This window comes from Burkholderia sp. BCC0506 (genome assembly GCF_902833145.1).
Lineage (GTDB): Bacteria > Pseudomonadota > Gammaproteobacteria > Burkholderiales > Burkholderiaceae > Burkholderia.
This window is the reverse complement of sequence record NZ_CADFEN010000016.1, coordinates 115,400-139,685: the sequence shown is the minus strand read 5'-3', so window position 1 is coordinate 139,685 and position 24,286 is coordinate 115,400. Positions and strand designations below refer to the sequence as shown.

The 24,286-nt window shown below is 61.5% G+C and carries 37 protein-coding genes; 35 read left to right on the top strand and 2 right to left on the bottom strand.

Features of this window, described 5'->3' with window-relative positions; translation table 11 throughout:
• Positions 1 to 38: 38 nt before the first annotated feature.
• The 34 genes from rpsG to dsbD all read left to right on the top strand — a co-directional run bounded on the left by rpsG (position 39) and on the right by dsbD (position 21,261).
• Positions 39 to 509, top strand: coding sequence for a 30S ribosomal protein S7 (gene rpsG / locus HWX62_RS29970; protein ID WP_034209730.1), 471 nt, complete (start codon positions 39 to 41; stop codon positions 507 to 509).
• Between the two features lie 123 nt (positions 510 to 632).
• On the top strand, positions 633 to 2,735 hold the full coding sequence (gene fusA / locus HWX62_RS29965; protein WP_175932057.1) for an elongation factor G: 2,103 nt from the start codon (positions 633 to 635) through the stop codon (positions 2,733 to 2,735).
• Positions 2,736 to 2,778: 43 nt separating this feature from the next.
• The gene (tuf, locus tag HWX62_RS29960; protein WP_034209732.1) at positions 2,779 to 3,969 is read left to right on the top strand and encodes an elongation factor Tu; all 1,191 of its coding nucleotides are present in this window, start codon (positions 2,779 to 2,781) and stop codon (positions 3,967 to 3,969) included.
• 286 nt (positions 3,970 to 4,255) lie between these two features.
• Positions 4,256 to 4,567, top strand: a complete 312-nt coding sequence (rpsJ, locus tag HWX62_RS29955; RefSeq protein WP_004199280.1) for a 30S ribosomal protein S10 — start codon at positions 4,256 to 4,258, stop codon at positions 4,565 to 4,567.
• A 178-nt stretch (positions 4,568 to 4,745) separates the two neighbouring features.
• Positions 4,746 to 5,396, top strand: a complete 651-nt coding sequence (rplC, locus tag HWX62_RS29950) for a 50S ribosomal protein L3 (RefSeq protein ID WP_006482922.1) — start codon at positions 4,746 to 4,748, stop codon at positions 5,394 to 5,396.
• Positions 5,396 to 6,016: a 50S ribosomal protein L4 gene (gene rplD / locus HWX62_RS29945; protein ID WP_040143046.1), complete on the top strand. Its 621-nt coding sequence runs from the start codon at positions 5,396 to 5,398 to the stop codon at positions 6,014 to 6,016. Before rplC ends, rplD begins: the two co-directional genes overlap by 1 nt.
• Entirely contained in the window at positions 6,013 to 6,327 is a 315-nt protein-coding gene (gene rplW / locus HWX62_RS29940; RefSeq protein ID WP_004199275.1) for a 50S ribosomal protein L23, read from the top strand. Before rplD ends, rplW begins: the two co-directional genes overlap by 4 nt.
• 2 nt (positions 6,328 to 6,329) lie before the next feature.
• Complete coding sequence (rplB, locus tag HWX62_RS29935; protein ID WP_034209733.1) at positions 6,330 to 7,157, top strand: 50S ribosomal protein L2; 828 nt, start codon at positions 6,330 to 6,332, stop codon at positions 7,155 to 7,157.
• A 10-nt stretch (positions 7,158 to 7,167) separates the two neighbouring features.
• Positions 7,168 to 7,443, top strand: a complete 276-nt coding sequence (rpsS, locus tag HWX62_RS29930; protein ID WP_004199273.1) for a 30S ribosomal protein S19 — start codon at positions 7,168 to 7,170, stop codon at positions 7,441 to 7,443.
• Between the two features lie 12 nt (positions 7,444 to 7,455).
• Positions 7,456 to 7,785, top strand: a complete 330-nt coding sequence (gene rplV, locus HWX62_RS29925) for a 50S ribosomal protein L22 (RefSeq protein WP_004199272.1) — start codon at positions 7,456 to 7,458, stop codon at positions 7,783 to 7,785.
• Positions 7,786 to 7,796: 11 nt separating this feature from the next.
• Positions 7,797 to 8,597 (top strand): 30S ribosomal protein S3, encoded by an 801-nt coding sequence (gene rpsC / locus HWX62_RS29920; RefSeq protein WP_006482899.1) that lies wholly within the window; start codon positions 7,797 to 7,799, stop codon positions 8,595 to 8,597.
• Positions 8,598 to 8,599: 2 nt separating this feature from the next.
• Complete coding sequence (rplP, locus tag HWX62_RS29915; protein WP_006482873.1) at positions 8,600 to 9,016, top strand: 50S ribosomal protein L16; 417 nt, start codon at positions 8,600 to 8,602, stop codon at positions 9,014 to 9,016.
• A 9-nt stretch (positions 9,017 to 9,025) separates the two neighbouring features.
• Positions 9,026 to 9,220, top strand: a complete 195-nt coding sequence (rpmC, locus tag HWX62_RS29910) for a 50S ribosomal protein L29 (protein WP_006400652.1) — start codon at positions 9,026 to 9,028, stop codon at positions 9,218 to 9,220.
• The gene (gene rpsQ / locus HWX62_RS29905) at positions 9,217 to 9,489 is read left to right on the top strand and encodes a 30S ribosomal protein S17 (protein ID WP_175932056.1); all 273 of its coding nucleotides are present in this window, start codon (positions 9,217 to 9,219) and stop codon (positions 9,487 to 9,489) included. Before rpmC ends, rpsQ begins: the two co-directional genes overlap by 4 nt.
• A gap of 309 nt (positions 9,490 to 9,798) precedes the next feature.
• Complete coding sequence (gene rplN / locus HWX62_RS29900; RefSeq protein ID WP_006482918.1) at positions 9,799 to 10,167, top strand: 50S ribosomal protein L14; 369 nt, start codon at positions 9,799 to 9,801, stop codon at positions 10,165 to 10,167.
• Positions 10,168 to 10,176: 9 nt separating this feature from the next.
• Positions 10,177 to 10,485, top strand: a complete 309-nt coding sequence (gene rplX, locus HWX62_RS29895) for a 50S ribosomal protein L24 (RefSeq protein ID WP_006477187.1) — start codon at positions 10,177 to 10,179, stop codon at positions 10,483 to 10,485.
• Between the two features lie 16 nt (positions 10,486 to 10,501).
• Positions 10,502 to 11,041 carry a 50S ribosomal protein L5 gene (rplE, locus tag HWX62_RS29890; protein ID WP_006482882.1) on the top strand — a complete coding sequence of 180 codons (540 nt, stop codon included), beginning with the start codon at positions 10,502 to 10,504 and terminating at the stop codon, positions 11,039 to 11,041.
• Positions 11,042 to 11,048: 7 nt separating this feature from the next.
• A complete protein-coding gene (gene rpsN / locus HWX62_RS29885) occupies positions 11,049 to 11,354 on the top strand; it encodes a 30S ribosomal protein S14 (RefSeq protein WP_006482884.1) in 306 nt (101 codons plus the stop codon).
• 14 nt (positions 11,355 to 11,368) lie between these two features.
• Positions 11,369 to 11,764, top strand: coding sequence for a 30S ribosomal protein S8 (rpsH, locus tag HWX62_RS29880; protein ID WP_006477185.1), 396 nt, complete (start codon positions 11,369 to 11,371; stop codon positions 11,762 to 11,764).
• Between the two features lie 18 nt (positions 11,765 to 11,782).
• Entirely contained in the window at positions 11,783 to 12,313 is a 531-nt protein-coding gene (rplF, locus tag HWX62_RS29875) for a 50S ribosomal protein L6 (protein WP_006477184.1), read from the top strand.
• A 12-nt stretch (positions 12,314 to 12,325) separates the two neighbouring features.
• Positions 12,326 to 12,691 (top strand): 50S ribosomal protein L18, encoded by a 366-nt coding sequence (gene rplR / locus HWX62_RS29870; protein ID WP_006477183.1) that lies wholly within the window; start codon positions 12,326 to 12,328, stop codon positions 12,689 to 12,691.
• 15 nt (positions 12,692 to 12,706) lie between these two features.
• Entirely contained in the window at positions 12,707 to 13,225 is a 519-nt protein-coding gene (gene rpsE / locus HWX62_RS29865; RefSeq protein WP_006482895.1) for a 30S ribosomal protein S5, read from the top strand.
• A gap of 15 nt (positions 13,226 to 13,240) precedes the next feature.
• Complete coding sequence (rpmD, locus tag HWX62_RS29860; protein ID WP_006400644.1) at positions 13,241 to 13,423, top strand: 50S ribosomal protein L30; 183 nt, start codon at positions 13,241 to 13,243, stop codon at positions 13,421 to 13,423.
• Positions 13,424 to 13,449: 26 nt separating this feature from the next.
• On the top strand, positions 13,450 to 13,884 hold the full coding sequence (gene rplO / locus HWX62_RS29855) for a 50S ribosomal protein L15 (RefSeq protein ID WP_006482880.1): 435 nt from the start codon (positions 13,450 to 13,452) through the stop codon (positions 13,882 to 13,884).
• A 42-nt stretch (positions 13,885 to 13,926) separates the two neighbouring features.
• Positions 13,927 to 15,276: a preprotein translocase subunit SecY gene (gene secY, locus HWX62_RS29850; protein ID WP_006482915.1), complete on the top strand. Its 1,350-nt coding sequence runs from the start codon at positions 13,927 to 13,929 to the stop codon at positions 15,274 to 15,276.
• Between the two features lie 7 nt (positions 15,277 to 15,283).
• Positions 15,284 to 15,502 carry a translation initiation factor IF-1 gene (infA, locus tag HWX62_RS29845; RefSeq protein ID WP_004521905.1) on the top strand — a complete coding sequence of 73 codons (219 nt, stop codon included), beginning with the start codon at positions 15,284 to 15,286 and terminating at the stop codon, positions 15,500 to 15,502.
• A 20-nt stretch (positions 15,503 to 15,522) separates the two neighbouring features.
• On the top strand, positions 15,523 to 15,639 hold the full coding sequence (gene rpmJ, locus HWX62_RS29840; RefSeq protein WP_004199844.1) for a 50S ribosomal protein L36: 117 nt from the start codon (positions 15,523 to 15,525) through the stop codon (positions 15,637 to 15,639).
• A gap of 38 nt (positions 15,640 to 15,677) precedes the next feature.
• Complete coding sequence (gene rpsM / locus HWX62_RS29835; protein ID WP_006400641.1) at positions 15,678 to 16,043, top strand: 30S ribosomal protein S13; 366 nt, start codon at positions 15,678 to 15,680, stop codon at positions 16,041 to 16,043.
• Positions 16,044 to 16,071: 28 nt separating this feature from the next.
• On the top strand, positions 16,072 to 16,473 hold the full coding sequence (rpsK, locus tag HWX62_RS29830; RefSeq protein ID WP_004197937.1) for a 30S ribosomal protein S11: 402 nt from the start codon (positions 16,072 to 16,074) through the stop codon (positions 16,471 to 16,473).
• A 154-nt stretch (positions 16,474 to 16,627) separates the two neighbouring features.
• Positions 16,628 to 17,251, top strand: coding sequence for a 30S ribosomal protein S4 (gene rpsD, locus HWX62_RS29825; protein WP_059577365.1), 624 nt, complete (start codon positions 16,628 to 16,630; stop codon positions 17,249 to 17,251).
• A 124-nt stretch (positions 17,252 to 17,375) separates the two neighbouring features.
• Positions 17,376 to 18,353 carry a DNA-directed RNA polymerase subunit alpha gene (gene rpoA, locus HWX62_RS29820; protein ID WP_006477176.1) on the top strand — a complete coding sequence of 326 codons (978 nt, stop codon included), beginning with the start codon at positions 17,376 to 17,378 and terminating at the stop codon, positions 18,351 to 18,353.
• A 139-nt stretch (positions 18,354 to 18,492) separates the two neighbouring features.
• On the top strand, positions 18,493 to 18,888 hold the full coding sequence (rplQ, locus tag HWX62_RS29815; protein ID WP_006477175.1) for a 50S ribosomal protein L17: 396 nt from the start codon (positions 18,493 to 18,495) through the stop codon (positions 18,886 to 18,888).
• Positions 18,889 to 19,094: 206 nt separating this feature from the next.
• Entirely contained in the window at positions 19,095 to 19,421 is a 327-nt protein-coding gene (cutA, locus tag HWX62_RS29810) for a divalent-cation tolerance protein CutA (protein ID WP_175932055.1), read from the top strand.
• On the top strand, positions 19,414 to 21,261 hold the full coding sequence (gene dsbD, locus HWX62_RS29805; protein ID WP_175932054.1) for a protein-disulfide reductase DsbD: 1,848 nt from the start codon (positions 19,414 to 19,416) through the stop codon (positions 21,259 to 21,261). The genes cutA and dsbD overlap by 8 nt, the downstream gene beginning before the upstream one ends.
• A gap of 128 nt (positions 21,262 to 21,389) precedes the next feature.
• On the opposite strand, the gene hemB is transcribed toward dsbD, so the two are convergent.
• Positions 21,390 to 22,388, bottom strand: a complete 999-nt coding sequence (hemB, locus tag HWX62_RS29800; RefSeq protein ID WP_175932053.1) for a porphobilinogen synthase — start codon at positions 22,386 to 22,388, stop codon at positions 21,390 to 21,392.
• Positions 22,389 to 22,641: 253 nt separating this feature from the next.
• Positions 22,642 to 23,301, bottom strand: coding sequence for a ribosome biogenesis GTP-binding protein YihA/YsxC (gene yihA, locus HWX62_RS29795; RefSeq protein ID WP_175932052.1), 660 nt, complete (start codon positions 23,299 to 23,301; stop codon positions 22,642 to 22,644).
• A 214-nt stretch (positions 23,302 to 23,515) separates the two neighbouring features.
• Between yihA and HWX62_RS29790 the strand changes: the two genes are divergently transcribed.
• A complete protein-coding gene (locus tag HWX62_RS29790) occupies positions 23,516 to 24,169 on the top strand; it encodes a c-type cytochrome (RefSeq protein ID WP_011546640.1) in 654 nt (217 codons plus the stop codon).
• The last annotated feature ends 117 nt before the right edge of the window (positions 24,170 to 24,286 follow it).

Genomic DNA, 24,286 nt, shown 5'->3' with positions numbered 1-24,286 from the left:
CTGGATGCAGCTCCAACTGAACAAGTAAAGGAAGAATCATGCCGCGTCGTCGCGAAGTCCCCAAGCGGGAAGTGTTGCCGGATCCGAAGTTCGGCAACGTTGATGTAGCCAAGTTCATGAACATGCTGATGCTGTCCGGCAAGAAGTCGGTCGCAGAGCGCATCGTTTATGGCGCATTCGAACAAATCCAGACTAAGGGTGGCAAGGACCCGCTGGAAGTGTTCACGGTTGCGCTCAACAACGTGAAGCCGGTGGTCGAAGTGAAGAGCCGCCGCGTTGGTGGTGCCAACTATCAAGTTCCGGTCGAAGTGCGCCCGTCGCGTCGTATGGCATTGGCGATGCGCTGGCTGCGTGAGGCTGCGAAGAAGCGCAGCGAGAAGTCGATGGCTCTGCGTCTGGCAGGCGAACTCACCGAAGCGGCCGAAGGCCGTGGCGGCGCGATGAAGAAGCGCGATGAAGTTCACCGCATGGCAGAAGCCAACCGCGCGTTCTCGCATTTCCGTTTCTAAGCGCCTGGCTGGGCTGTTTGCGGAAATAAATTCCGGGCGGGTGCGCTTTTCAGGCGCCTCGCCCGTTTGTGTTGAGGCGTGATGCAGCAGGGCTGCATCACGTCATCCCAGTAGAGGATCAAAGTGGCTCGCAAGACTCCTATCGAGCGCTACCGCAATATCGGTATTAGCGCTCACATCGACGCCGGCAAGACGACGACGACCGAGCGCATTCTGTTTTACACCGGTGTGAACCACAAGATCGGTGAAGTCCACGACGGCGCAGCCACGATGGACTGGATGGAGCAGGAACAGGAACGTGGCATCACGATCACGTCCGCTGCTACCACGGCCTTCTGGAAGGGCATGGGCGGCAACTATCCGGAACACCGCATCAACATCATCGACACCCCGGGCCACGTCGACTTCACGATCGAAGTGGAGCGTTCGATGCGCGTGCTCGACGGCGCGTGCATGGTGTACTGCGCAGTGGGCGGCGTGCAGCCGCAGTCGGAAACGGTGTGGCGCCAGGCGAACAAGTACAAGGTGCCGCGTCTCGCGTTCGTCAACAAGATGGACCGTACCGGCGCGAACTTCTTCAAGGTCTACGACCAGCTCCGTCTGCGCCTGAAGGCGAATCCGGTTCCGGTCGTGGTGCCGATCGGCTCGGAAGAAAACTTCAAGGGCGTGGTCGACCTGCTCAAGATGAAGGCGATCATTTGGGACGAAGCGTCGCAAGGCACGAAGTTCGACTACGTCGACATCCCGGCCGAGCTCGCGGAGACCTGCAAGGAATGGCGCGAAAAGATGGTCGAAGCGGCTGCCGAAGCCAGCGAAGACCTGATGAACAAGTACCTGGAAGAAGGCGATCTGCCGGAAGCCGACATCGTCAAGGCGCTGCGTGATCGTACGATCGCGTGCGAAATCCAGCCGATGCTGTGCGGTACCGCGTTCAAGAACAAGGGCGTGCAGCGCATGCTCGACGCCGTGATCGACTTCCTGCCGTCGCCGGTCGACATCCCGCCGGTCAAGGGCGAACTCGAAAACGGCGAAGAAGCCGAGCGCAAGGCGTCGGACGACGAGAAGTTCTCGTCGCTCGCGTTCAAGATCATGACCGACCCGTTCGTCGGCCAGCTGATCTTCTTCCGTGTGTACTCGGGCGTCGTCAACTCGGGCGACACGCTGCTGAACTCGACCAAGGGCAAGAAGGAGCGCCTCGGCCGTATTCTGCAGATGCACGCGAACCAGCGTGAAGAAATCAAGGAAGTCCGCGCAGGCGACATCGCCGCAGCAGTCGGCCTGAAGGAAGCCACCACGGGCGACACGCTGTGCGACCCGGCGAACCCGATCGTTCTCGAACGCATGGTGTTCCCGGAGCCGGTGATTTCGCAGGCGGTCGAGCCGAAGACCAAGGCCGACCAGGAAAAGATGGGCCTCGCACTGAACCGTCTGGCTCAGGAAGACCCGTCGTTCCGCGTGCAGACCGACGAAGAGTCGGGCCAGACCATCATTTCGGGCATGGGCGAGCTCCACCTCGAAATTCTGGTCGACCGGATGAAGCGCGAATTCGGCGTGGAAGCAACCGTCGGCAAGCCGCAGGTTGCATACCGCGAAACGATCCGTTCGACGGCGAAGGATGTCGACGGCAAGTTCGTCAAGCAGTCGGGTGGTCGCGGCCAGTACGGTCACGCGGTCATCACGCTCGAGCCGAACGAACAAGGCAAGGGCTACGAGTTCTTCGACGAGATCAAGGGTGGTGTGATTCCGCGTGAATACATCCCTGCGGTCGACAAGGGTATCCAGGACACGCTGAAGTCGGGCGTGCTGGCTGGCTTCCCGGTCGTCGACGTGAAGGTTCACCTGACGTTCGGTTCGTACCACGACGTCGACTCGAACGAAAATGCGTTCCGCATGGCCGGTTCGATGGCGTTCAAGGAAGCGATGCGCAAGGCGAACCCGGTCGTCCTCGAGCCGATGATGGCTGTCGAAGTCGAGACGCCGGAAGACTACATGGGCAACGTGATGGGCGACCTGTCGGGCCGTCGCGGTATCGTCCAGGGCATGGAAGACATGGTTGGCGGCGGCAAGATCGTGCGCGCCGAAGTGCCGCTGTCGGAAATGTTCGGTTACTCGACGTCGCTGCGCTCGCTGACGCAAGGTCGCGCAACGTACACGATGGAGTTCAAGCACTACGCCGAAGCTCCGCGCAACGTTGCCGACGCGATCATCAGCGCGAAGTCGAAGTAAATTCTGTAGCTACCAACTGATTATTTTTTGAAAGAAGAGAATCATGGCAAAAGAAAAGTTTGAGCGGACCAAGCCGCACGTGAACGTTGGTACGATTGGTCACGTTGACCACGGCAAGACGACGCTGACGGCAGCGATCACGACGGTTCTGACGAAGAAGTTCGGCGGCGAAGCGAAGGCGTACGACCAGATCGACGCGGCACCGGAAGAAAAGGCGCGCGGCATCACGATCAACACGGCACACGTCGAGTACGAAACGGCGAACCGCCACTACGCACACGTCGACTGCCCGGGCCACGCTGACTATGTGAAGAACATGATCACGGGCGCAGCGCAGATGGACGGCGCGATCCTGGTTTGCTCGGCAGCAGACGGCCCGATGCCGCAAACGCGTGAGCACATCCTGCTGGCACGTCAGGTTGGCGTTCCGTACATCATCGTGTTCCTGAACAAGTGCGACATGGTGGACGACGCAGAACTGCTCGAGCTGGTCGAGATGGAAGTTCGCGAGCTGCTGTCGAAGTACGACTTCCCGGGCGACGACACGCCGATCGTGAAGGGTTCGGCAAAGCTGGCGCTGGAAGGCGACACGGGCGAGCTGGGCGAAGTGGCGATCATGAACCTGGCGGACGCACTGGACACGTACATCCCGACGCCGGAGCGTGCGGTTGACGGCGCGTTCCTGATGCCGGTGGAAGACGTGTTCTCGATCTCGGGCCGCGGTACGGTGGTGACCGGTCGTGTCGAGCGCGGCATCATCAAGGTCGGCGAGGAAATCGAAATCGTCGGTATCAAGCCGACGGTGAAGACGACCTGCACGGGCGTTGAAATGTTCCGCAAGCTGCTGGACCAAGGTCAGGCAGGCGACAACGTGGGTATCCTGCTGCGCGGCACGAAGCGTGAAGACGTGGAGCGCGGCCAGGTTCTGGCGAAGCCGGGTTCGATCACGCCGCACACGCACTTCACGGCAGAAGTGTACGTGCTGAGCAAGGACGAAGGCGGCCGTCACACGCCGTTCTTCAACAACTACCGTCCGCAGTTCTACTTCCGTACGACGGACGTGACGGGCTCGATCGAGCTGCCGAAGGACAAGGAAATGGTGATGCCGGGCGACAACGTGTCGATCACGGTGAAGCTGATCGCGCCGATCGCGATGGAAGAAGGTCTGCGCTTCGCAATCCGCGAAGGCGGCCGTACCGTCGGCGCAGGCGTCGTCGCCAAGATCATCGAGTAATATCGACGATCCGCGGGCTCCGACGGGGCCCGCGATTCCCGCGGTACGCCGTTGTACCGTCGAAACCGGGTGTCCAGTTCGATCTGGCACCCGGTTTTTCTTTGTGGTGTGCGAATCGCCGTATTGACAAACGCCCACCACCGCTGTGAATTTTCGTGTAGAATCGCGGGCTTAGCAGTGGAAGTACCGTTCGGAACCGGGCGCTTCGCTCCCCGCAGGCAACAGGTTTCGCGTTCTTTTAGTGTCCGGCGATGCAACATCGCCTCGCTCTTTTCAAGGAATCGTCATGCAGCAACAGAAAATCCGCATTCGCCTGAAGGCTTTCGACTATCGTCTGATCGATCAATCGGCTGCCGAAATCGTCGATACCGCGAAGCGGACTGGCGCAATCGTCCGTGGCCCGGTGCCGCTGCCGACGCGCATTCAGCGTTTTGACATCCTGCGTTCGCCGCACGTCAACAAGACGTCGCGCGATCAGCTCGAAATCCGTACCCACCAGCGCCTGATGGACATCGTCGACCCGACGGACAAGACCGTTGACGCGCTGATGAAGCTCGACCTGCCGGCTGGCGTCGACGTGGAAATCAAGCTGCAGTAAGGCTTTCGGCGCCGGCCGGCTCGCCGGGCGGTGCTAAGTCTTTGTATTGCTTGCGGAAATCGGGAAGTCGGGCTATACTGCTTGGCTTTTCGCGTATTCGCGTAAAAAAGTTGGGCCTTGCGTGCCCGGCATTTTGTAAATCAGCCCCGACCAATCGCAGTCGGGAATGGAGAAAATGATGAGCCTTGGACTCGTAGGTCGCAAGGTTGGCATGACCCGTATCTTCACGGCGGAAGGGGATTCGATTCCCGTCACCGTGCTGGACGTGTCGGACAACCGCGTGACGCAGATCAAGACTGTTGAAACCGACGGCTACACGGCCGTGCAGGTTGCATTCGGCTCCCGTCGTGCATCGCGCGTGACGAAGCCGCTGGCAGGTCATCTCGCCAAAGCCGGTGTCGAAGCCGGTGAAATCCTCAAGGAATTCCGCATTGATGCGGCCAAGGCAGCCGAGCTGTCGAATGGCGCCGTCGTCGGTGCCGATCTTTTCGAAGTGGGCCAGAAGGTCGACGTGCAAGGCGTGTCGATCGGTAAGGGCTACGCCGGTACGATCAAGCGTTACAACTTCTCCTCCGGCCGTGCCACGCACGGTAACTCGCGCTCGCACAACGTGCCGGGCTCGATCGGTATGGCGCAGGATCCGGGTCGTGTTTTCCCGGGTAAGCGCATGACGGGTCACATGGGTGACGTGACGGTGACGGTGCAGAACCTCGAAATCGCTCGTATCGACGCAGAGCGCAAGCTGCTGCTCGTGAAGGGCGCGATTCCGGGCGCGAAGGGCGGCAAGGTTTTCGTGACGCCGGCCGTCAAGACCAAGGGGGCGAAATAATGGAACTCAAGCTCCTGAACGAAAATGGTCAGGAAGGTGCAGTGGTCAACGCATCGGACGTCGTGTTCGGTCGTGACTACAACGAAGCGCTGATCCACCAGGTCGTCGTCGCTTACCAGGCGAATGCTCGCCAGGGTAACCGCGCACAGAAGGACCGCGAGCAAGTCAAGCACACGACCAAGAAGCCGTGGCGCCAGAAGGGTACGGGCCGCGCTCGTGCCGGTATGTCGTCGAGCCCGCTGTGGCGTGGCGGTGGTCGTATCTTCCCGAACTCCCCGGAAGAAAACTTCTCGCACAAGGTCAACAAGAAGATGCATCGCGCAGGTCTCTGCTCGATCTTCTCGCAGCTGGCCCGTGAAGGCCGTCTGTCGGTCGTCGAAGACATCGTCCTCGAAGCGCCGAAGACCAAGCTGCTGGCCGACAAATTCAAGACCATGGGTCTCGACTCCGTTCTGATCATCACGGATACGGTCGACGAGAACCTGTACCTGGCTTCGCGCAACCTGCCGCACGTGGCGATTGTCGAGCCGCGCTACGCTGACCCGCTGTCGCTGATCTACTTCAAGAAAGTGCTGGTCACGAAGGCTGCGGTCGCCCAGATCGAGGAGTTGCTGTCATGAGCGAGATTCGCAAGAACGATCATCGTTTGATGCAGGTCCTGCTCGCACCGGTGATCTCGGAAAAGGCGACGCTGGTTGCCGACAAGAACGAGCAAGTCGTGTTCGAAGTCGCACCGGATGCCACGAAGCAGGAAGTGAAGGCGGCTGTCGAGCTGCTGTTCAAGGTTGAAGTTGATTCCGTCAACGTGCTGGTTCAGAAGGGCAAGCAAAAGCGCTTCGGCCGTTCGATGGGCCGCCGCAAGGACGTGAAGAAGGCGTACGTTTGCCTGAAGCCCGGCCAGGAAATCAACTTTGAAGCGGAGGCCAAGTAATCATGGCAATCGTGAAAGTTAAACCGACTTCGCCGGGTCGCCGCGCGATGGTCAAGGTGGTCAACAAGAACCTGCACCAGGGCAAGCCGTACGCGGCACTGCTCGACTCGCAGAGCTCGACCGCCGGCCGTAACAACAACGGTCGTATCACCACGCGTCACAAGGGTGGTGGTCACAAGCAGCACTACCGTATCGTCGATTTCCGTCGCACGAAGGATGGCATCCCGGCAAAGGTCGAGCGTCTCGAGTACGACCCGAACCGCAGCGCGAACATCGCGCTGGTGCTGTACGCGGACGGCGAGCGTCGCTACATCATCGCCCCGAAGGGCCTGACCGTCGGCCAACAGCTGATGTCGGGTTCGGAAGCGCCGATCCGTGCAGGCAACACGCTGCCGATCCGCAACATTCCGGTCGGTACGACGATCCACTGCATCGAGATGCTGCCGGGCAAGGGCGCGCAAATGGCGCGTTCGGCTGGTACGTCGGCCATGCTGCTCGCACGTGAAGGCGTCTACGCGCAGGTTCGTCTGCGTTCGGGCGAAATCCGCCGCGTGCACATCGAGTGCCGTGCAACGATCGGTGAAGTCGGCAACGAAGAGCATAGCCTGCGCCAGATCGGCAAGGCTGGCGCGAACCGCTGGCGCGGTATCCGCCCGACGGTGCGTGGCGTTGCGATGAACCCGGTCGATCACCCGCACGGTGGTGGTGAGGGCAAGACGGCTGCAGGTCGCGACCCGGTGAGCCCGTGGGGTACGCCGGCCAAGGGTTACCGCACCCGCAGCAACAAGCGCACGACGACGATGATCGTCCAGCGCCGTCACAAGCGTTAAGGAGTAGGCAATGGCACGTTCTGTTAAAAAAGGTCCGTTCTGCGACGCCCATTTGCTGAAGAAAGTTGAGGCGGCTGCAGCTTCGCGCGACAAAAAGCCGATCAAGACCTGGTCGCGTCGCTCGACGATTCTGCCGGATTTCATCGGCCTGACGATCGCTGTTCACAACGGCCGTCAACACGTTCCGGTGTACATCTCGGAAAACATGGTCGGCCACAAGCTTGGCGAGTTCGCACTGACCCGTACGTTCAAGGGTCACGCAGCCGACAAGAAGGCCAAGAAATAAGGGGCAATCAAGATGGAAGTGAAAGCAATTCATCGCGGTGCCCGCATCTCGGCGCAGAAAACGCGCCTTGTGGCTGACCAGATCCGCGGTTTGCCGGTCGACAAGGCGCTGAACGTTCTGACGTTCTCGCCGAAGAAGGCGGCTGGCATCGTGAAGAAGGTTGTGCTGTCGGCAATCGCGAATGCGGAGCACAACGAAGGCGCTGATATCGACGAGCTCAAGATCAAGAGCATCTACGTCGACAAGGCTGCATCGCTCAAGCGTTTCACCGCGCGCGCAAAGGGCCGCGGTAACCGCATCGAGAAGCAATCCTGTCACATCACTGTGACGGTCGGGAATTAAGGAGCCATACGATGGGACAGAAAATTCATCCGACTGGCTTCCGCCTGGCTGTCAGCCGCAATTGGGCTTCGCGTTGGTACGCGAACAACAACAATTTCGCGGCGATGCTGCAGGAAGACATCGGTGTTCGTGAATACCTGAAGAAGAAGCTGAAGAACGCTTCGGTCGGTCGGGTCGTCATCGAGCGACCGGCGAAGAACGCGCGCATCACGATTTACAGCTCGCGTCCGGGCGTGGTCATCGGCAAGAAGGGCGAGGATATCGAACAGCTGAAGACGGAACTGCAACGCCGCATGGGCGTGCCGGTTCACGTCAACATCGAAGAAATCCGCAAGCCGGAAACCGATGCTCAGCTGATCGCTGACTCGATCACGCAACAGCTCGAGCGCCGGATCATGTTCCGTCGCGCGATGAAGCGTGCGATGCAGAACGCGATGCGTCTGGGTGCCCAAGGCATCAAGATCATGAGCGCAGGCCGTCTGAACGGTATCGAAATCGCTCGTACGGAGTGGTATCGCGAAGGTCGCGTGCCGCTTCACACGCTGCGTGCTGATATCGACTACGCGACTTCGGAAGCGAAGACGACTTACGGGATCATCGGCGTCAAGGTGTGGGTCTACAAGGGCGATACGCTCGGCCGCAACGACGCACCGGTGGTGGAAGAAGTAGCCGAAGACAAGCGTCCGCGTCGCAATGCGCGTCCGGGCGACCGTCGTCCGCGCCGTGACGGCGAAGGCGGCGCTCCGGGTGCTCGTCGTGGCGCACCGCGCCGCGGCGCCGGCAAGCCCGAAGACGGCAAGACTGGAGAATAACGATGCTGCAACCGAAACGCAGAAAGTATCGTAAAGAGCAGAAGGGTCGTAACACCGGCAAGGCGACGCGCGGCAACGCCGTGTCGTTCGGTGAATTCGGCCTGAAGGCGATCGGTCGCGGTCGTTTGACCGCACGTCAGATTGAAGCGGCGCGTCGTGCAATGACGCGTCACATCAAGCGTGGCGGCCGCATCTGGATCCGGATCTTCCCGGACAAGCCGATTTCGCAGAAGCCGGCCGAAGTGCGTATGGGTAACGGTAAGGGTAACCCGGAGTACTACGTCGCCGAGATTCAGCCGGGCAAGATGCTCTATGAAATGGACGGCGTAACCGAAGAACTGGCACGCGAAGCGTTCCGTCTGGCTGCAGCCAAGCTGCCGCTGAAGACGGCATTCATCGTGCGCCAGCTCGGCGCCTAAGGAGAAAACATGAAGGCTTCCGAACTTCTCCAGAAAGACCAGGCCGCGCTCAACAAGGAGCTGGCGGACCTGCTGAAGGCGCAATTCGGCCTGCGCATGCAACTCGCGACCCAGCAGCTCACGAACACGAGCCAGCTGAAGAAGGTTCGTCGCGACATCGCACGTGTGCGGACCGTCATGACTCAGAAGGCGAACCAGAAATGAACGATAGCGTGAAAACCTCGCTGAAGCGGACGCTGGTCGGTCGGGTCGTCAGCAACAAGATGGACAAGACCGTCACCGTGCTGATCGAGCACCGCGTCAAGCACCCGATCTACGGCAAGTATGTCGTGCGTTCGAAGAAGTACCACGCGCACGATGAAGCGAACACCTACAACGAAGGCGATCTCGTCGAAATCCAGGAAACGCGTCCTGTTTCGAGGACGAAGGCCTGGACGGTGTCGCGCCTCGTCGAAGCCGCTCGCGTCATCTAAGCGGGCAGCGCAGTAGGCAGTAACGGGCACTTCGCCACGAAGTGCTTGAAATCGCAAAGTTTTTGCTTGCGTGACCGGGATTATTTGTTATAATCCCGGTCTTCCCTCTTTATGGGAGCCCCGTCGCGGGCGAAGTTGGTGGGGGAAGCGGACTGGCGCCTGCCTGTCCGAAAGATTCACCGAATTGCGATGGCGGGTTTCGTTTGCCGTCGCTGCTGTTCCAACCCAAGCAGCCGATTGGCTGACGGGACCAAGACTGACCGAATGCATCATGGTGGTGCATCCGGATTAAGTTGGGAAAGACAAACCATGATCCAGACCGAATCTCGGCTCGAAGTAGCCGACAACACGGGTGCACGTGAAGTCCTGTGCATCAAGGTGCTCGGCGGCTCGAAGCGTCGTTATGCCGGCATTGGCGACATCATCAAGGTGAGCGTCAAAGAGGCAACGCCGCGCGGGCGCGTGAAGAAAGGCGAAATTTACAACGCCGTGGTGGTCCGCACCGCCAAGGGCGTGCGCCGTCAAGACGGCTCGCTGATCAAGTTCGACGGCAACGCCGCTGTGCTTTTGAATAACAAGCTCGAGCCGATCGGCACCCGTATCTTCGGGCCGGTGACGCGTGAGCTGCGTAGCGAACGATTCATGAAGATCGTTTCGCTGGCGCCGGAAGTGCTGTAAGGAGTCGCGATGAACAAGATTCGCAAAGGTGACGAAGTCATCGTCGTCACTGGCAAGGACAAGGGCAAGCGCGGCGTCGTGCTGGCTGTCGGTGCAGAACATGTGACGGTTGAAGGTATCAACCTCGTCAAGAAGCATGTGAAGCCGAACCCGATGAAGGGTACGACGGGCGGCGTGGAAGCGAAGACGATGCCCCTGCATATTTCGAACGTCGCACTGGTCGACGCGAATGGCAAGGCGTCGCGTGTTGGCATCAAGGTCGAGGAAGGCAAGAAGGTTCGCTTCCTGAAGACGACCGGTGCCGTACTGAGCGCCTGACGCAGCGGAGTAAAAAATGGCTCGTTTTCAAGAGTTTTACAAAGAAAAGGTTGTGCCCGGCCTGATCGAGAAGTTCGGTTACAAGTCGGTCATGGAAGTGCCGCGCATCACCAAGATCACGCTGAACATGGGTCTTGGCGAAGCGATCGCTGACAAGAAGATCATCGAGAACGCCGTTGGCGACCTCACGAAGATCGCCGGCCAGAAGCCGGTCGTCACGAAGGCTCGCAAGGCAATCGCAGGCTTCAAGATCCGCCAGGGTTACCCGATCGGCGCGATGGTGACGCTGCGTGGCCGCGCGATGTACGAATTCCTCGACCGTTTCGTGACGGTTGCCCTGCCCCGCGTGCGTGACTTCCGCGGCGTGTCGGGTCGTGCTTTCGATGGCCGTGGCAACTACAACATCGGTGTGAAAGAGCAGATCATTTTCCCCGAAATCGATTACGACAAGATCGACGCACTGCGTGGGCTGAACATCAGCATCACGACGACTGCGAAGACCGACGACGAAGCAAAGGCTCTGCTCGCCAGCTTCAAGTTCCCGTTCAGAAACTGAGGTTACCGTGGCTAAACTGGCACTGATCGAACGTGAAAAGAAGCGCGCCCGCCTGGTCGCGAAGTTCGCAGCAAAGCGCGAAGCGCTGAAGGCGATCGTCGAAGACCAAAGCAAGTCGGAAGAAGAGCGCTACGAAGCACGCCTGGAGCTGCAGCAACTGCCCCGCAACGCAAACCCGACCCGCCAGCGTAACCGCTGCGCGATCACGGGCCGTCCGCGTGGCACGTTCCGTAAATTCGGCCTCGCGCGTAACAAGATTCGTGAAATCGCATTCCGTGGCGAGATTCCTGGCCTGACCAAGGCGAGCTGGTAATAGGAGAAACGTAAATGAGCATGAGTGATCCTATCGCCGATATGCTGACTCGCATCCGCAACGCGCAGATGGTCGAGAAGGTATCGGTCGCGATGCCCTCGTCGAAGGTCAAGGTTGCAATCGCGCAAGTACTGAAGGACGAAGGTTATATCGACGATTTCGCCGTGAAGGCGGAAGGTGCGAAGTCCGAACTGAATATCGCGCTGAAGTACTACGCAGGTCGCCCGGTCATCGAACGCCTCGAGCGCGTGTCGAAGCCTGGTCTGCGCGTGTACCGCGGCCGCAACGACATTCCGCAGGTCATGAACGGCCTCGGTGTGGCAATCGTGTCGACGCCGAAGGGCGTGATGACCGACCGCAAGGCGCGCGCTACCGGCGTCGGCGGCGAAGTCATCTGCTACGTCGCTTAAAGCCGAGGAGAGAGAAACATGTCTCGAGTAGGTAAGAGCCCGATCGCGCTGCAAGGCGCGGAAGTCAAGCTGGCCGACGGTGCAATCACCGTCAAGGGCCCGCTGGGCACCATCACGCAAGCGATCAATCCGCTCGTGAACGTGGCGAACAACGACGGCACGCTGAATCTGTCGCCGGTCGACGAAAGCCGCGAAGCAAATGCACTGTCGGGCACGATGCGCGCGATCATCGCGAATGCCGTGCACGGCGTGACCAAGGGTTTCGAGCGCAAGCTGACGCTGGTTGGCGTCGGTTACCGTGCGCAAGCGCAAGGCGACAAGCTGAACCTGTCGCTGGGTTTCTCGCACCCGGTGGTGCACCAGATGCCGGAAGGCGTCAAGGCTGAAACCCCGACGCAAACCGAAATCGTGATCAAGGGGATCAACAAGCAACAAGTCGGTCAAGTGGCTGCGGAAGTCCGCGGTTACCGTCCGCCGGAGCCGTACAAGGGCAAGGGCGTGCGTTATGCCGACGAGGTTGTGATCCTCAAAGAAACGAAGAAGAAGTAAGGGTGCGCAATCATGGATAAGACTCAATCTCGCCTGCGCCGCGCTCGCCAGACGCGTATCAAGATCGCTGAGCTGCAGGTCGCGCGTCTCGCCGTGCATCGCACGAACACGCACATCTACGCTCAAGTGTTCTCGCCCTGCGGCACCAAGGTGCTCGCCAGCGCGTCGACGCTCGAAGCGGAAGTGCGCGCTGAACTGGCCGACAAGTCGGGCAAGGGCGGCAACGTTAATGCCGCGACGCTGATCGGCAAGCGTATTGCCGAGAAGGCAAAGGCTGCCGGCATCGAATCCGTCGCCTTCGACCGCTCGGGCTTCCGCTACCACGGCCGCGTCAAGGCGCTGGCTGAGGCAGCTCGCGAAGCTGGGCTCAAGTTCTAAGGGAAGGAATTCGTCATGGCAAAGATGCAAGCGAAAGTTCAGGCTGACGAGCGCGACGACGGCCTTCGCGAAAAGATGATTTCGGTCAACCGCGTGACCAAGGTCGTGAAGGGTGGCCGTATTCTCGGCTTCGCCGCACTGACCGTAGTCGGCGACGGCGATGGCCGCATCGGTATGGGCAAGGGCAAGGCGAAGGAAGTGCCGGTCGCTGTCCAGAAGGCAATGGAACAAGCTCGCCGCAACATGTTCAAGGTGCCGCTCAAGAACGGCACGCTGCAACACGAAGTGCACGGCAAGCACGGCGCATCGGCCGTCCTCCTCGCTCCGGCGAAGGCAGGTACGGGCGTGATCGCCGGTGGCCCGATGCGCGCAGTGTTCGACGTGATGGGCGTTCAGAACGTCGTGGCGAAGAGCCACGGTTCGACGAACCCGTACAACCTCGTTCGCGCCACGCTGGACGGCCTGCGCAAGCAGTCGACCCCGGCAGACATCGCGGCGAAGCGCGGCAAGTCCGTCGAAGAAATTTTGGGCTAAGCCCGGGTGGTCACCATGTCTGAAAAAACTGTCAAGGTTCAGCTCGTCAAGAGCCTGATCGGGACCCGCGAATCGCACCGTGCGACCGTGCGTGGCCTGGGCCTGCGCCGACTCAACTCGGTTAGCGAGCTGCAGGACACGCCGGCGGTCCGCGGCATGATCAACAAGGTCTCGTACCTCGTTAAGGTCATCGCGTAAGCGGCCCTACGGATCAAGGAGTTGATATGGAATTGAATAACCTGAAGCCGGCCGCTGGCGCCAAGCACGCCAAGCGTCGCGTCGGTCGTGGCATCGGTTCGGGCCTCGGCAAGACGGCTGGCCGTGGTCACAAGGGTCAGAAATCGCGTTCGGGCGGCTTCCACAAAGTCGGTTTCGAAGGCGGTCAGATGCCGCTGCAACGTCGTCTGCCGAAGCGCGGCTTCACGTCGCTGACGAAGGAATTCGTCGGCGAAGTGCGCCTGGGCGACCTCGAGAAGCTGCCGGTCGACGAGATCGATCTGCTCGCACTGAAGCAAGCCGGCCTGGTCGGCGAACTGACGAAGAGCGCAAAGATCATCGCGACGGGCGAACTGAAGCGCAAGATCGTCGTGAAGGGTCTCGGCGCCACCAAGGGTGCGCGCGCTGCGATCGAAGCGGCTGGCGGTTCGTTCGCCGAGTGACACGCGTAGCGCGTCGTCACTTGCATTCATCGGAGAAGGTACTTGGCTAACAGCCCGAGTCTTGCAAAACCCGGTCGAAGCACGGCGAAATTCGGCGATCTGCGCCGGCGAGCGATGTTCCTGCTCCTGGCGCTGATCGTCTATCGCATCGGCGCGCACATTCCCGTGCCGGGCATCGATCCGGATCAACTGGCCAAGCTGTTCCAGAGCCAGGCGGGCGGCATCCTGGGCATGTTCAACATGTTCTCGGGTGGCGCGCTGTCCCGCTTCACGATCTTTGCGCTGGGGATCATGCCGTACATCTCGGCGTCGATCATCATGCAGTTGCTGGCGATCGTTTCGCCGCAGCTCGAGGCGCTGAAGAAGGAAGGGCAGGCAGGGCAACGGAAGATCACGCAGTACACGCGGTATTTCACCGTGGTGCTCGCGACCTTCCAGGCGTTCGGTATCGCGGCTGCGCTGGAAAACCAGCCGGGCCTCGTCACCGATCCCGGCATGCTGTTCCGTCTGACGACGGTCGTGACGCTGGTGACGGGCACGATGTTCCTGATGTGGCTCGGCGAGCAGATTACCGAGCGCGGTCTGGGCAACGGTATCTCGATCATCATCTTCGGCGGGATCGCAGCAGGGTTCCCGAATGCCGTGGGTGGGTTGTTCGAGCTGGTGCGTACGGGTTCGATGAGCATCATTTCGGCGATCATCATCGTCGTTCTGATCGCCGCGGTGACTTACCTGGTCGTGTTCATCGAACGCGGTCAGCGCAAGATCCTCGTGAACTACGCGAAGCGTCAGGTCGGCAACAAGATCTACGGTGGGCAGTCGTCGCATCTGCCGCTGAAGCTGAACATGTCGGGCGTGATTCCGCCGATCTTTGCATCGTCGATCATTCTGTTCCCGGCAACGATTCTCGGCTGGTTCAGTACCGGTCAGCCGACAGGAAGCTGGATTTCCAATACGTTGCATAACGTTGCGGAAGCGCTGAAGCCGGGCCAGCCGGTCTATGTGCTGCTGTACACGCTGGCAATCGTGTTTTTCTGCTTCTTCTACACCGCACTGGTGTTCAACAGCAGGGAGACCGCGGACAACCTGAAGAAGAGCGGCGCGTTTGTTCCGGGCATCCGTCCGGGCGATCAGACCGCACGATATATCGACCGCATCCTCACGCGTCTGACGCTGGCCGGTGCGATCTACATCGTCTTCGTGTGTCTGCTGCCGGAATTCCTGGTGCTGCGCTGGAACGTGCCGTTTTATTTTGGTGGAACGTCGCTGCTGATCATTGTCGTCGTCACGATGGACTTTATGGCGCAGGTGCAGTCGTACGTTATGTCGCAACAGTATGAATCACTGCTCAAGAAGGCGAACTTCAAGGGCGGCAACATCCCGATGCGTTGAAAGGACTATGGCCAAAGACGATGTAATCCAGATGCAGGGTGAGGTGATTGAAAACCTCCCGAATGCGACCTTCCGCGTGAAGCTGGAAAACGGCCATGTCGTGTTGGGGCATATTTCCGGGAAGATGCGGATGCACTACATCCGCATCCTGCCGGGCGACAAGGTGACGGTTGAATTGACGCCTTACGATCTGTCTCGTGCGCGGATCGTGTTCCGGGCGAAGTGATTTGAAAAAAGGGTATTATCATGAAAGTGATGGCATCGGTTAAGCGCATTTGCCGCAATTGCAAGATCATCAAGCGCAAAGGCGTCGTTCGCGTGATCTGCAGCTCGGATCCGCGCCACAAGCAGCGCCAAGGCTGACCGCGCGTTTGTTTGCGCTTTTTGTTTGAGGAAAAACAATGGCTCGTATCGCAGGGGTTAACATCCCGAATCACCAGCATACCGAGATCGGCCTGACGGCTATCTTCGGTATCGGCCGCACCCGTTCGCGCAGCATCTGCGTGGCAGCTGGCGTCGATTTTTCGAAGAAGGTCAAGGATCTGACCGACGCAGACCTGGAAAAGCTGCGTGAAGAAGTAGGCAAGTTTGTCGTCGAAGGCGATCTGCGCCGTGAAGTGACGATGAACATCAAGCGCCTGATGGACCTCGGTTGCTACCGCGGCGTCCGTCATCGCAAGGGCCTGCCGATGCGCGGTCAGCGTACGCGTACGAACGCACGTACCCGCAAGGGTCCGCGTCGTGCAGCGCAAGCGCTGAAGAAGTAAGCGGAACTGACAGTTACAGGAAAACGTAATGGCTAAGGCTTCGAACACCGCGGCGCAACGCGTTCGCAAGAAGGTTAAGAAGAACGTCGCTGAAGGCGTGGTTCACGTTCACGCGTCGTTCAACAACACGATCATCACGATCACCGATCGCCAAGGCAACGCTCTGGCATGGGCGACGTCGGGCGGTCAGGGCTTCAAGGGCTCGCGCAAATCGACGCCGTTCGCTGCTCAGGTCGCAGCCGAGTCGGCTGGCCGCGTCGCGATGGAATACGGCGTGAAGAATCTGGAAGTGCGGATCAAGGGCCCGGGCCCGGGTCGCGAGTCGGCAGTGCGCGCACTGCACGGCCTCGGCATCAAGATCACCGCGATTTCGGACGTCACCCCGATTCCGCACAACGGCTGCCGTCCGCCGAAGCGTCGTCGTATCTAAGGATGTGCTGGCACGTTCGTGCTAGCGCATTGCCTGTCGCCGCTCAGCGTCGACGGGCGTTGCTTTTTTGATTGACTAAGCCCACCGTTCGCCCCAAAGGGAGCGGACTAGCGCGGATTCCGATCCGCGTGACTGATTGATAAAGGAATGCAAAGTGGCACGTTATATCGGCCCCAAAGCCAAGCTGTCCCGCCGTGAAGGCACCGACCTGTTCCTGAAGAGCGCACGCCGCTCGCTCGCCGACAAGTGCAAGCTCGACAGCAAGCCGGGTCAGCACGGCCGTACCTCGGGCGCACGTACGTCCGACTACGGCACGCAGCTGCGCGAAAAGCAGAAGGTCAAGCGTATCTACGGCGTGCTGGAGCGTCAGTTCCGTCGCTACTTCGCTGAAGCCGATCGCCGCAAGGGCAACACGGGTGAAAACCTGCTGCAACTGCTCGAGTCGCGCCTCGACAACGTCGTGTATCGCATGGGCTTCGGCTCGACCCGCGCTGAAGCGCGTCAGCTGGTGAGCCACAAGTCGATCACCGTGAACGGCGTCGTCGCAAACGTCCCTTCGCAGCAAGTGAAGGCGGGTGACGTCATCGCGATCCGCGAAAAGGCGAAGAAGCAGGCGCGTATCGTCGAAGCGCTGTCGCTGGCCGAGCAAGGCGGCATGCCGAGCTGGGTTGCAGTCGATGCGAAGAAGTTCGAAGGCACGTTCAAGCAAATGCCGGAACGCGCTGAAATCGCAGGCGACATCAACGAAAGCCTGATCGTCGAATTGTATTCGCGTTAATCCGATTGACGGCCGAGGTACCCCGATTGCGTTGCGCAAGGAGGGGCCTCGGCTGTTTATTTTCTGGTTGTTACCGGTCAGCCTTATCGGTGTAACGAGCCGAGGGTATTGAAAAGGAAAGCCCATGCAAACCAGTTTGCTGAAACCCAAGATCATCGCCGTGGAATCGCTGGGCGAGAACCACGCGAGGGTGGTCATGGAACCGTTCGAACGCGGTTACGGCCACACCTTGGGCAATGCGCTTCGCCGCGTGCTGCTGTCGTCGATGGTGGGCTACGCGCCGACCGAAGTCACGATCGCGGGCGTGGTGCACGAGTACTCGACGCTGGATGGCGTGCAGGAAGACGTCGTCAACCTGCTGCTGAACCTGAAGGGCGTGGTGTTCAAGCTGCATAACCGTGACGAAGTGACGGTTACGCTGCGCAAGGAAGGTGAAGGCGTCGTGACGGCCGGCGATATCGAGCTGGCTCACGATTGCGAAGTCATCAACCCGAATCACGTGATCGCGCATCTGTCGAAGGGCGGCAAGCTCGACGTCCAGATCAAGATCGAAAAGGGTCGCGGCTATGTTCCGGGCAACGTCCGTCGCTATGGCGAAGACACGGCCAAGATCATCGGCCGCATCGTGCTCGACGCATCGTTCTCGCCGGTTCGCCGCGTGAGCTACGCAGTCGAAAGCGCACGGGTCGAGCAGCGTACCGACCTCGACAAGCTCGTGATGAACATCGAGACGAGCGGCGTGATCACGCCGGAAGAAGCGATCCGCCAGTCGGCCCGCATCCTGGTCGACCAGCTGTCCGTGTTCGCGGCGCTGGAAGGCACGGAAACGGCAGCCGAAGCGCCGTCGCGTGCACCGCAGATCGACCCGATCCTGCTGCGTCCGGTGGACGATCTCGAACTGACGGTTCGTTCGGCGAACTGCCTGAAGGCCGAGAACATCTACTACATCGGCGATCTGATCCAGCGCACGGAAAACGAGCTGCTGAAGACGCCGAACCTCGGTCGCAAGTCGCTCAACGAGATCAAGGAAGTGCTCGCTTCGCGCGGTCTCACGCTGGGCATGAAGCTCGAGAACTGGCCGCCGGCTGGTCTCGACAAGTAAGCCCGGTTGTTGCTGTAGTTGGCAAAGATGCGGATTTTCCTTTAAAATCCGCATCTTGCTTTTTTTTCGCTACCGGCCCGTGCACCCTCCGAGGTGCGATAGAAGAGCTGGATCAAAACTTTGAATCAAGGAAACTGAAATGCGCCATCGTCATGGTCTGCGGAAACTGAACCGCACGAGCAGCCACCGTCTGGCTATGCTCCGTAACATGTCCAACTCGCTGATCGAGCACGAAGTCATCAAGACGACGCTGCCGAAGGCGAAGGAACTCCGTAAGGTCGTCGAGCCGCTGATCACGCTCGGCAAGAAGCCGTCGCTGGCAAACCGTCGCCTCGCGTTCAACCGCCTGCGCGATCGTGACTCGGTCGCGAAGCTGTTCGACGTGCTCGGTCCGCGTTTCGCGAACCGTCCGGGCGGCTACCTGCGCGTGCTGAAGTTCGGCTTCCGCGTCGGCGACAACGCACCGATGGCACTGGTCGAGCTGCTCGACCGTCCGGAAGTCGACGAAACGGAAAACGTGCAAGAAGCTGAGTAAGCTTCCGGTACGCAGCAGTATCTGAAAGGGGCCGAGCGATTGCTTGGCCCTTTTTGTTTTCGAGATGCAGGCAGGCTGCGATCGATTGTCGCAGGCCGGTGCCGGCAGTGTCGCGCGCGCTGCGCTACGATACGGGGCAACCGGCGCGGTCCCTGAACGGGTAACCGGCGCCGGCAGGAGCCGGTAGAACGGTTAGGAGGGCGCGAATGATAGTGGTGCTGATGCTGACGACAGTCCCCGATGCGGCGACGGCGGCGGCGCTTGCCGACGGCGCGCTCGACGCGCGGCTCGCTGCATGCGTGTCCGAGCTCGGCACGATCAAGTCGCGCTATCACTGGCAGGGCAAGGTCGAAACGGCCGACGAGATCCAGTTGCTGTTCAAGACGAGCCCCGTGCGGGCGCTCGAACTGGAGCGATTTATTGCCGCGCATCATCCTTACGAGACACCCGAAATCGTTTCGTGGCAGACGACGGCCTCGGCCGCGTATGGCCAGTGGGTGACCGGCGAAACTCAACGTCTATTTCATGTTTAACGGTATGGCGCTTTCGGTGCGCGTGCGCGCGCTGCGGTTTCTTGCGGCCCTGTTGTCGTTGGTGCTCGTGCTGGGCGGCCTGTCCGTCGCGCGCGCGGCCGACGATTTCCTCGATCCGTCGGTCGCGTTCAAGTTCAGCGCGAGCGAATCGCCGGGGCAGGTGGACGTCCGCTTCAAGATCGCCAACGGCTATTACATGTATCGCGAGCGGTTCGCGTTCGCGGTGAAGAGCGGCCAGGCGACGCTTGGCGAGCCGCAATTCCCGGCCGGCCACGTGAAGTTCGACCAGACGTTCCAGAAGAACGTCGAAACGTATCGCGATGAAGTCGTCGTCCACGTGCCGGTGAAGCAGGCGGCCGGGCCGTTCGAACTCGCGGTGACGTCCCAGGGATGTGCGGACGAAGGGATCTGTTATCCGCCCGCCGAGCACGTGATGAAGGTCGACGGCGCCGCGCTCGGCGCTGCATCGTCGTCCGGCGACACGGCTGCCGCGGGCAGCTGGTTCGACAAGGTCACGAGCGCCGATTTCGCGCAGTCGCTGCTCGAAGGTCATGGCTTCTTCACGATCGTCGCGCTCTATTTCGTCGCGGGCGTCGTGCTGAGCCTGCTGCCCTGTTCGTACCCGATGATTCCGATCGTGTCCGCGATCATCATCGGCCAAGGCACGCGCGCGACGCATGCACGCGGCTTCGCGCTGTCGCTGACCTACGTGGTCGGCATGGCGCTGGTCTACACGGTGCTCGGCATTGCCGCAGCGCTGGTCGGCCAGAGCCTCGGCGCATGGTTGCAGAACCCGTGGGTGCTCGGCGCGTTCGGCGTGCTGTTGACCGCGTTCGCGGTGTCGTTGATCTCGGGCAGGGACATCGCATTGCCGGAGCGCTGGCAGAACGGCGCGGCCGCGGCATCGGGCGCGCGCCAGGGCGGCCACTTCGTCGCGGTTGCGGCGATGGGCGCGTTGTCGGCGCTGGTCGTCGGCGCGTGCATGACCGCGCCGCTGTTCGCCGTGCTCGCTTTCATCGCGCACACCGGTAATGCGTTGCTCGGCGGCGCGGCGCTGTTCGCGATGGGGCTCGGGCTCGGCGTGCCGCTGCTGGTCGTCGGGGTCGGGGCCGGGACGGTGCTGCCGCGCGCGGGCGCGTGGATGGACGGCGTGAAGGTGTTCTTCGGCATCGTGTTGCTCGCGGCCGCGCTGTGGATCGTGTGGCCGGTGCTGGCGGGCGCGCTGAAGATGGTGCTCGCGGCGTTGTGGCTGCTGATCGCGGCCGCGGCGCTCGGCCTGTTCACGCCGCATGCCGGCGCTGCGTCGATCTGGCGTCGCCTGGGCCGCGGCGTGGGCGCCGCGCTCGCGATCTGGGCCGCGACGCTGCTCGTGGGCCTGGCTGCGGGCTCGACCGATCCCGTCAAGCCGCTCGCCGTGCTGGCCGCGCGTACGGCCGCGTCCGGCGGTGCGGCGACGGCCGGCGCGGCTGCCGCGCAGGAAGGCCCCGCGTTCGCCGCGGTGCGCTCCAGCGGCGAACTCGACGCGCTGCTGAAGACGTCGGGCCGGCCCGTGATGCTCGACTTCTACGCCGACTGGTGCGTGAGCTGCAAGGAGATGGAGCATCTGACGTTCACCGACGCGCGTGTGCAGGCGCGGCTCGCGCAGCTTCACCTCGTGCGTGCGGACGTCACCGCGAACAACGCGGACGATCAGGCGCTGCTCAAGCGCTTCAACCTGTTCGGGCCGCCCGGCATCATCTTCTTCGATCGCAACGGCAACGAGATCGGCCGCGTGGTCGGCTATCAGGCGGCCGACACGTTCCTGCGCAGCCTCGACCGGGCGGCCGTTCCGACGGTATGACGGTGGGCCGCCGGCGCGAACCGGCGAACGGAGAAGGCGGGCCGGTTGATTGAGTCGATCGACGGTAAACAAAAAAACGGCGGCACACCGAGGTGTGCCGCCGTTTTTGCTGGCGCTTGGCGGCGCGATCAGCGTTGCGCTTTCAGCAGACGCGCGGCATCGAGCGCGAAGTACGTGAGCACGCCATCGGCGCCCGCGCGCTTGAACGCGAGCAGCGATTCGAGCACGACCTTGTCGTGGTCGAGCCAGCCGTTCATCGCGGCCGCCTTCAGCATCGCGTATTCGCCGCTCACCTGGTACACGTAGGTCGGGAAGCGGAACTCGTCCTTCACGCGGCGCACGATGTCGAGATACGGCATGCCGGGCTTGACCATCACCATGTCGGCGCCTTCGTCGATGTCGAGACGCACTTCGCGCAGCGCTTCGTCGCTGTTCGCGGGATCCATCTGGTAGGTCATCTTGTTGCCCTTGCCCAGGTTGGAGGCCGAGCCGACCGCGTCGCGGAACGGGCCGTAGAACGCCGACGCGAACTTCGCCGAATAGGCCATGATCCGCGTATGGATATGGCCGTCGCTTTCCAGCATCTCGCGGATCGCGCCGATGCGGCCGTCCATCATGTCCGACGGCGCGACGATGTCGACACCGGCTTCAGCCTGCGCGCGCGCCTGGTCGACCAGGATCTCGATCGTGTCGTCGTTGATCACGTAGCCGCGCTCGTCGAGCACGCCGTCCTGGCCGTGGCTCGTGTACGGATCGAGCGCGACGTCGGTCAGCACGCCGAGTTCGGGGAAGTGCTTCTTCAGCTCGCGCACCGCGCGCGGGATCAGGCCTTCCGGATTGGCCGCTTCGCGGCCGTCAGGCGTCTTGAGCGACGGCTCGATGGCCGGGAACAGCGACAGCACGGGCACGCCGAGTTCGACGCATTGCTCGGCGACGTGCATCAGCAGATCGACCGACACGCGCTCGACGCCGGGCATCGACGGGATGGGCTGACGTTGGTGGGTGCCCTCGACGACGAACACCGGGTAGATCAGATCGTCGGTGGTCAGGCGGTTTTCGCGCATCAGGCGGCGGGAGAAGTCGTCGCGGCGCATCCGGCGCGGACGGTGAAGCGGATGGAAGCTCATGGCGATTGGGCAGAAATCAGGGCAAGAAGGGCCTTACGGAACCCTTAGGTCATTTTCGAGATCGTTGGTATATGATAGCGATCGAGCGGCACGCGTTGCGTGCAGCTCCCCGCTTCTCCTCCCTGAGCGGGTGCCTGTCGTTTTTCGATTAGGCTGTTTGACCCGCCGTTAAACGGCGGGTTTTTTTATGAGCCGGCCGAATCCGCAGGCGCCGTCAGGTGCGCGCCGCCGAGCCCGGCCGCGCGTTGCCCGATCATTGTGCTACAGGCGCGTTTTTTTCGTCGGCGGCAGACGGCCGCACCCAGCTCTCGATCAGCTCGTGCGCTTCGTCGAGCCCCGTGCGCTTCAGTGCGGAGAACAGCTGGACGGTCAGCTTGCCCTGGACGCCCTGGTCGCGATACGCATCGAGCCCCTTTTGCGTGGTCCGCAGCGCGTTGATGCTTTCCTGGCGCGTCAATTTGTCGCACTTGGTCAGCAGCGTGTGGATCGGCTTGCCGGTCGGCGCGAACCACTCGATCATCCGTCGATCGAGATCGGTCAGCGGACGGCGCGAGTCCATCATCAGGATCAGGCCGCAGAGCTGCGAGCGCGTCGCGAGATAGGACGACAGCAGCATTTCCCAGTGCGCCTTCGCGGCACCGGGCACTTCCGCGTAGCCGTAGCCGGGCAGGTCGACGAGGTTCGCGACGGGCTCGGCGGCCGGGCCGACGGAGAAGTAGTTGATATGCTGCGTGCGGCCGGGCGTCTTCGACGCGAAGGCCAGCCGCTTCTGGTTGCACAGCACGTTGATCGCCGTCGACTTGCCGGCATTCGAGCGGCCCGCGAACGCGATTTCCGGCTGGACCGTCGGCGGCAGGTCGCGCAGATGGTTGACGGTCGTGTAGAAGCGGGCTTGATGGAGCAGAAAGGCCATGGGAACCGGAAGGACGGGCGGCGCGAGCCGCTTGGTGGAGGCGGGGTAGCCCCGATAGGCGCGGGAGCTTTCAGCACGATATTGTACAATACGACGGTTTTACCGAAGGCCACCGGGCGCCTGCCTCGCGCTTTTATGTGGCTTCTGCGGTAGACTGGACGCCGTCGTTTTTTGCAGAACCTCAAATTCCCACAAGACGAAACAGGGTGTGCGAATGAATCGACTGTGCAAGTCTCTGATGGTGCTTCAGGTTGCAGCAGGGTTCGTAGGTTTCGTAGCGGAGGCAAACGCGGCAGATGCGGCCAAGCCGGATCTGGACCGCGGCAAGGCGATTGCCGGGCAGGTCTGCGCGTCGTGTCACGGCGCCGACGGCAATAGCGCGTCGGGCAGTTTCCCGAAGCTCGCCGGCCAGCATCCCGAATATCTGGTCAAGCAGTTGAACGACTTCAAGACGCAGCCGGGCGCGAAGGGGCCGGTGCGTAACAACGCGGTGATGGTCGGATTCGCGAGCGCGTTGAGCGCGGACGACATGCGCAACGTCGCCGCGTACTACGGGTCGCAGACGACGAAGCTCGGTACCGCACGCGATGCGGCGACCGTGCCGGTCGGCCAGAAGATCTATCGCGGCGGCATCGCGGAAAAGGGCGTACCGGCCTGCGCGAGCTGCCACGGGCCGACGGGGCAGGGGATCCCGGTCCAGTACCCGCGTCTGTCGGGGCAGTGGGCCGATTACACGGTCGCGCAGTTGACCGCGTTCCAGCAGGGTGCCGGCGCGCGCAACAACAACGAGGCGATGCATCAGATCGCGTCGCGGCTGTCGGATACCGAGATCAAGGCCGTCGCGGATTACATCGCGGGCCTGCGCTGAGCGGTCGGCCGCGAATGGCATGACCGGGCGCCCGAAGGGCGGCCGGCGTCAGAACAAGAAAAGGGTGGGGCGCCGCGCCGTTGCGGTTGCCTCGCCCTTCTTTTTTGTCGGCACTCG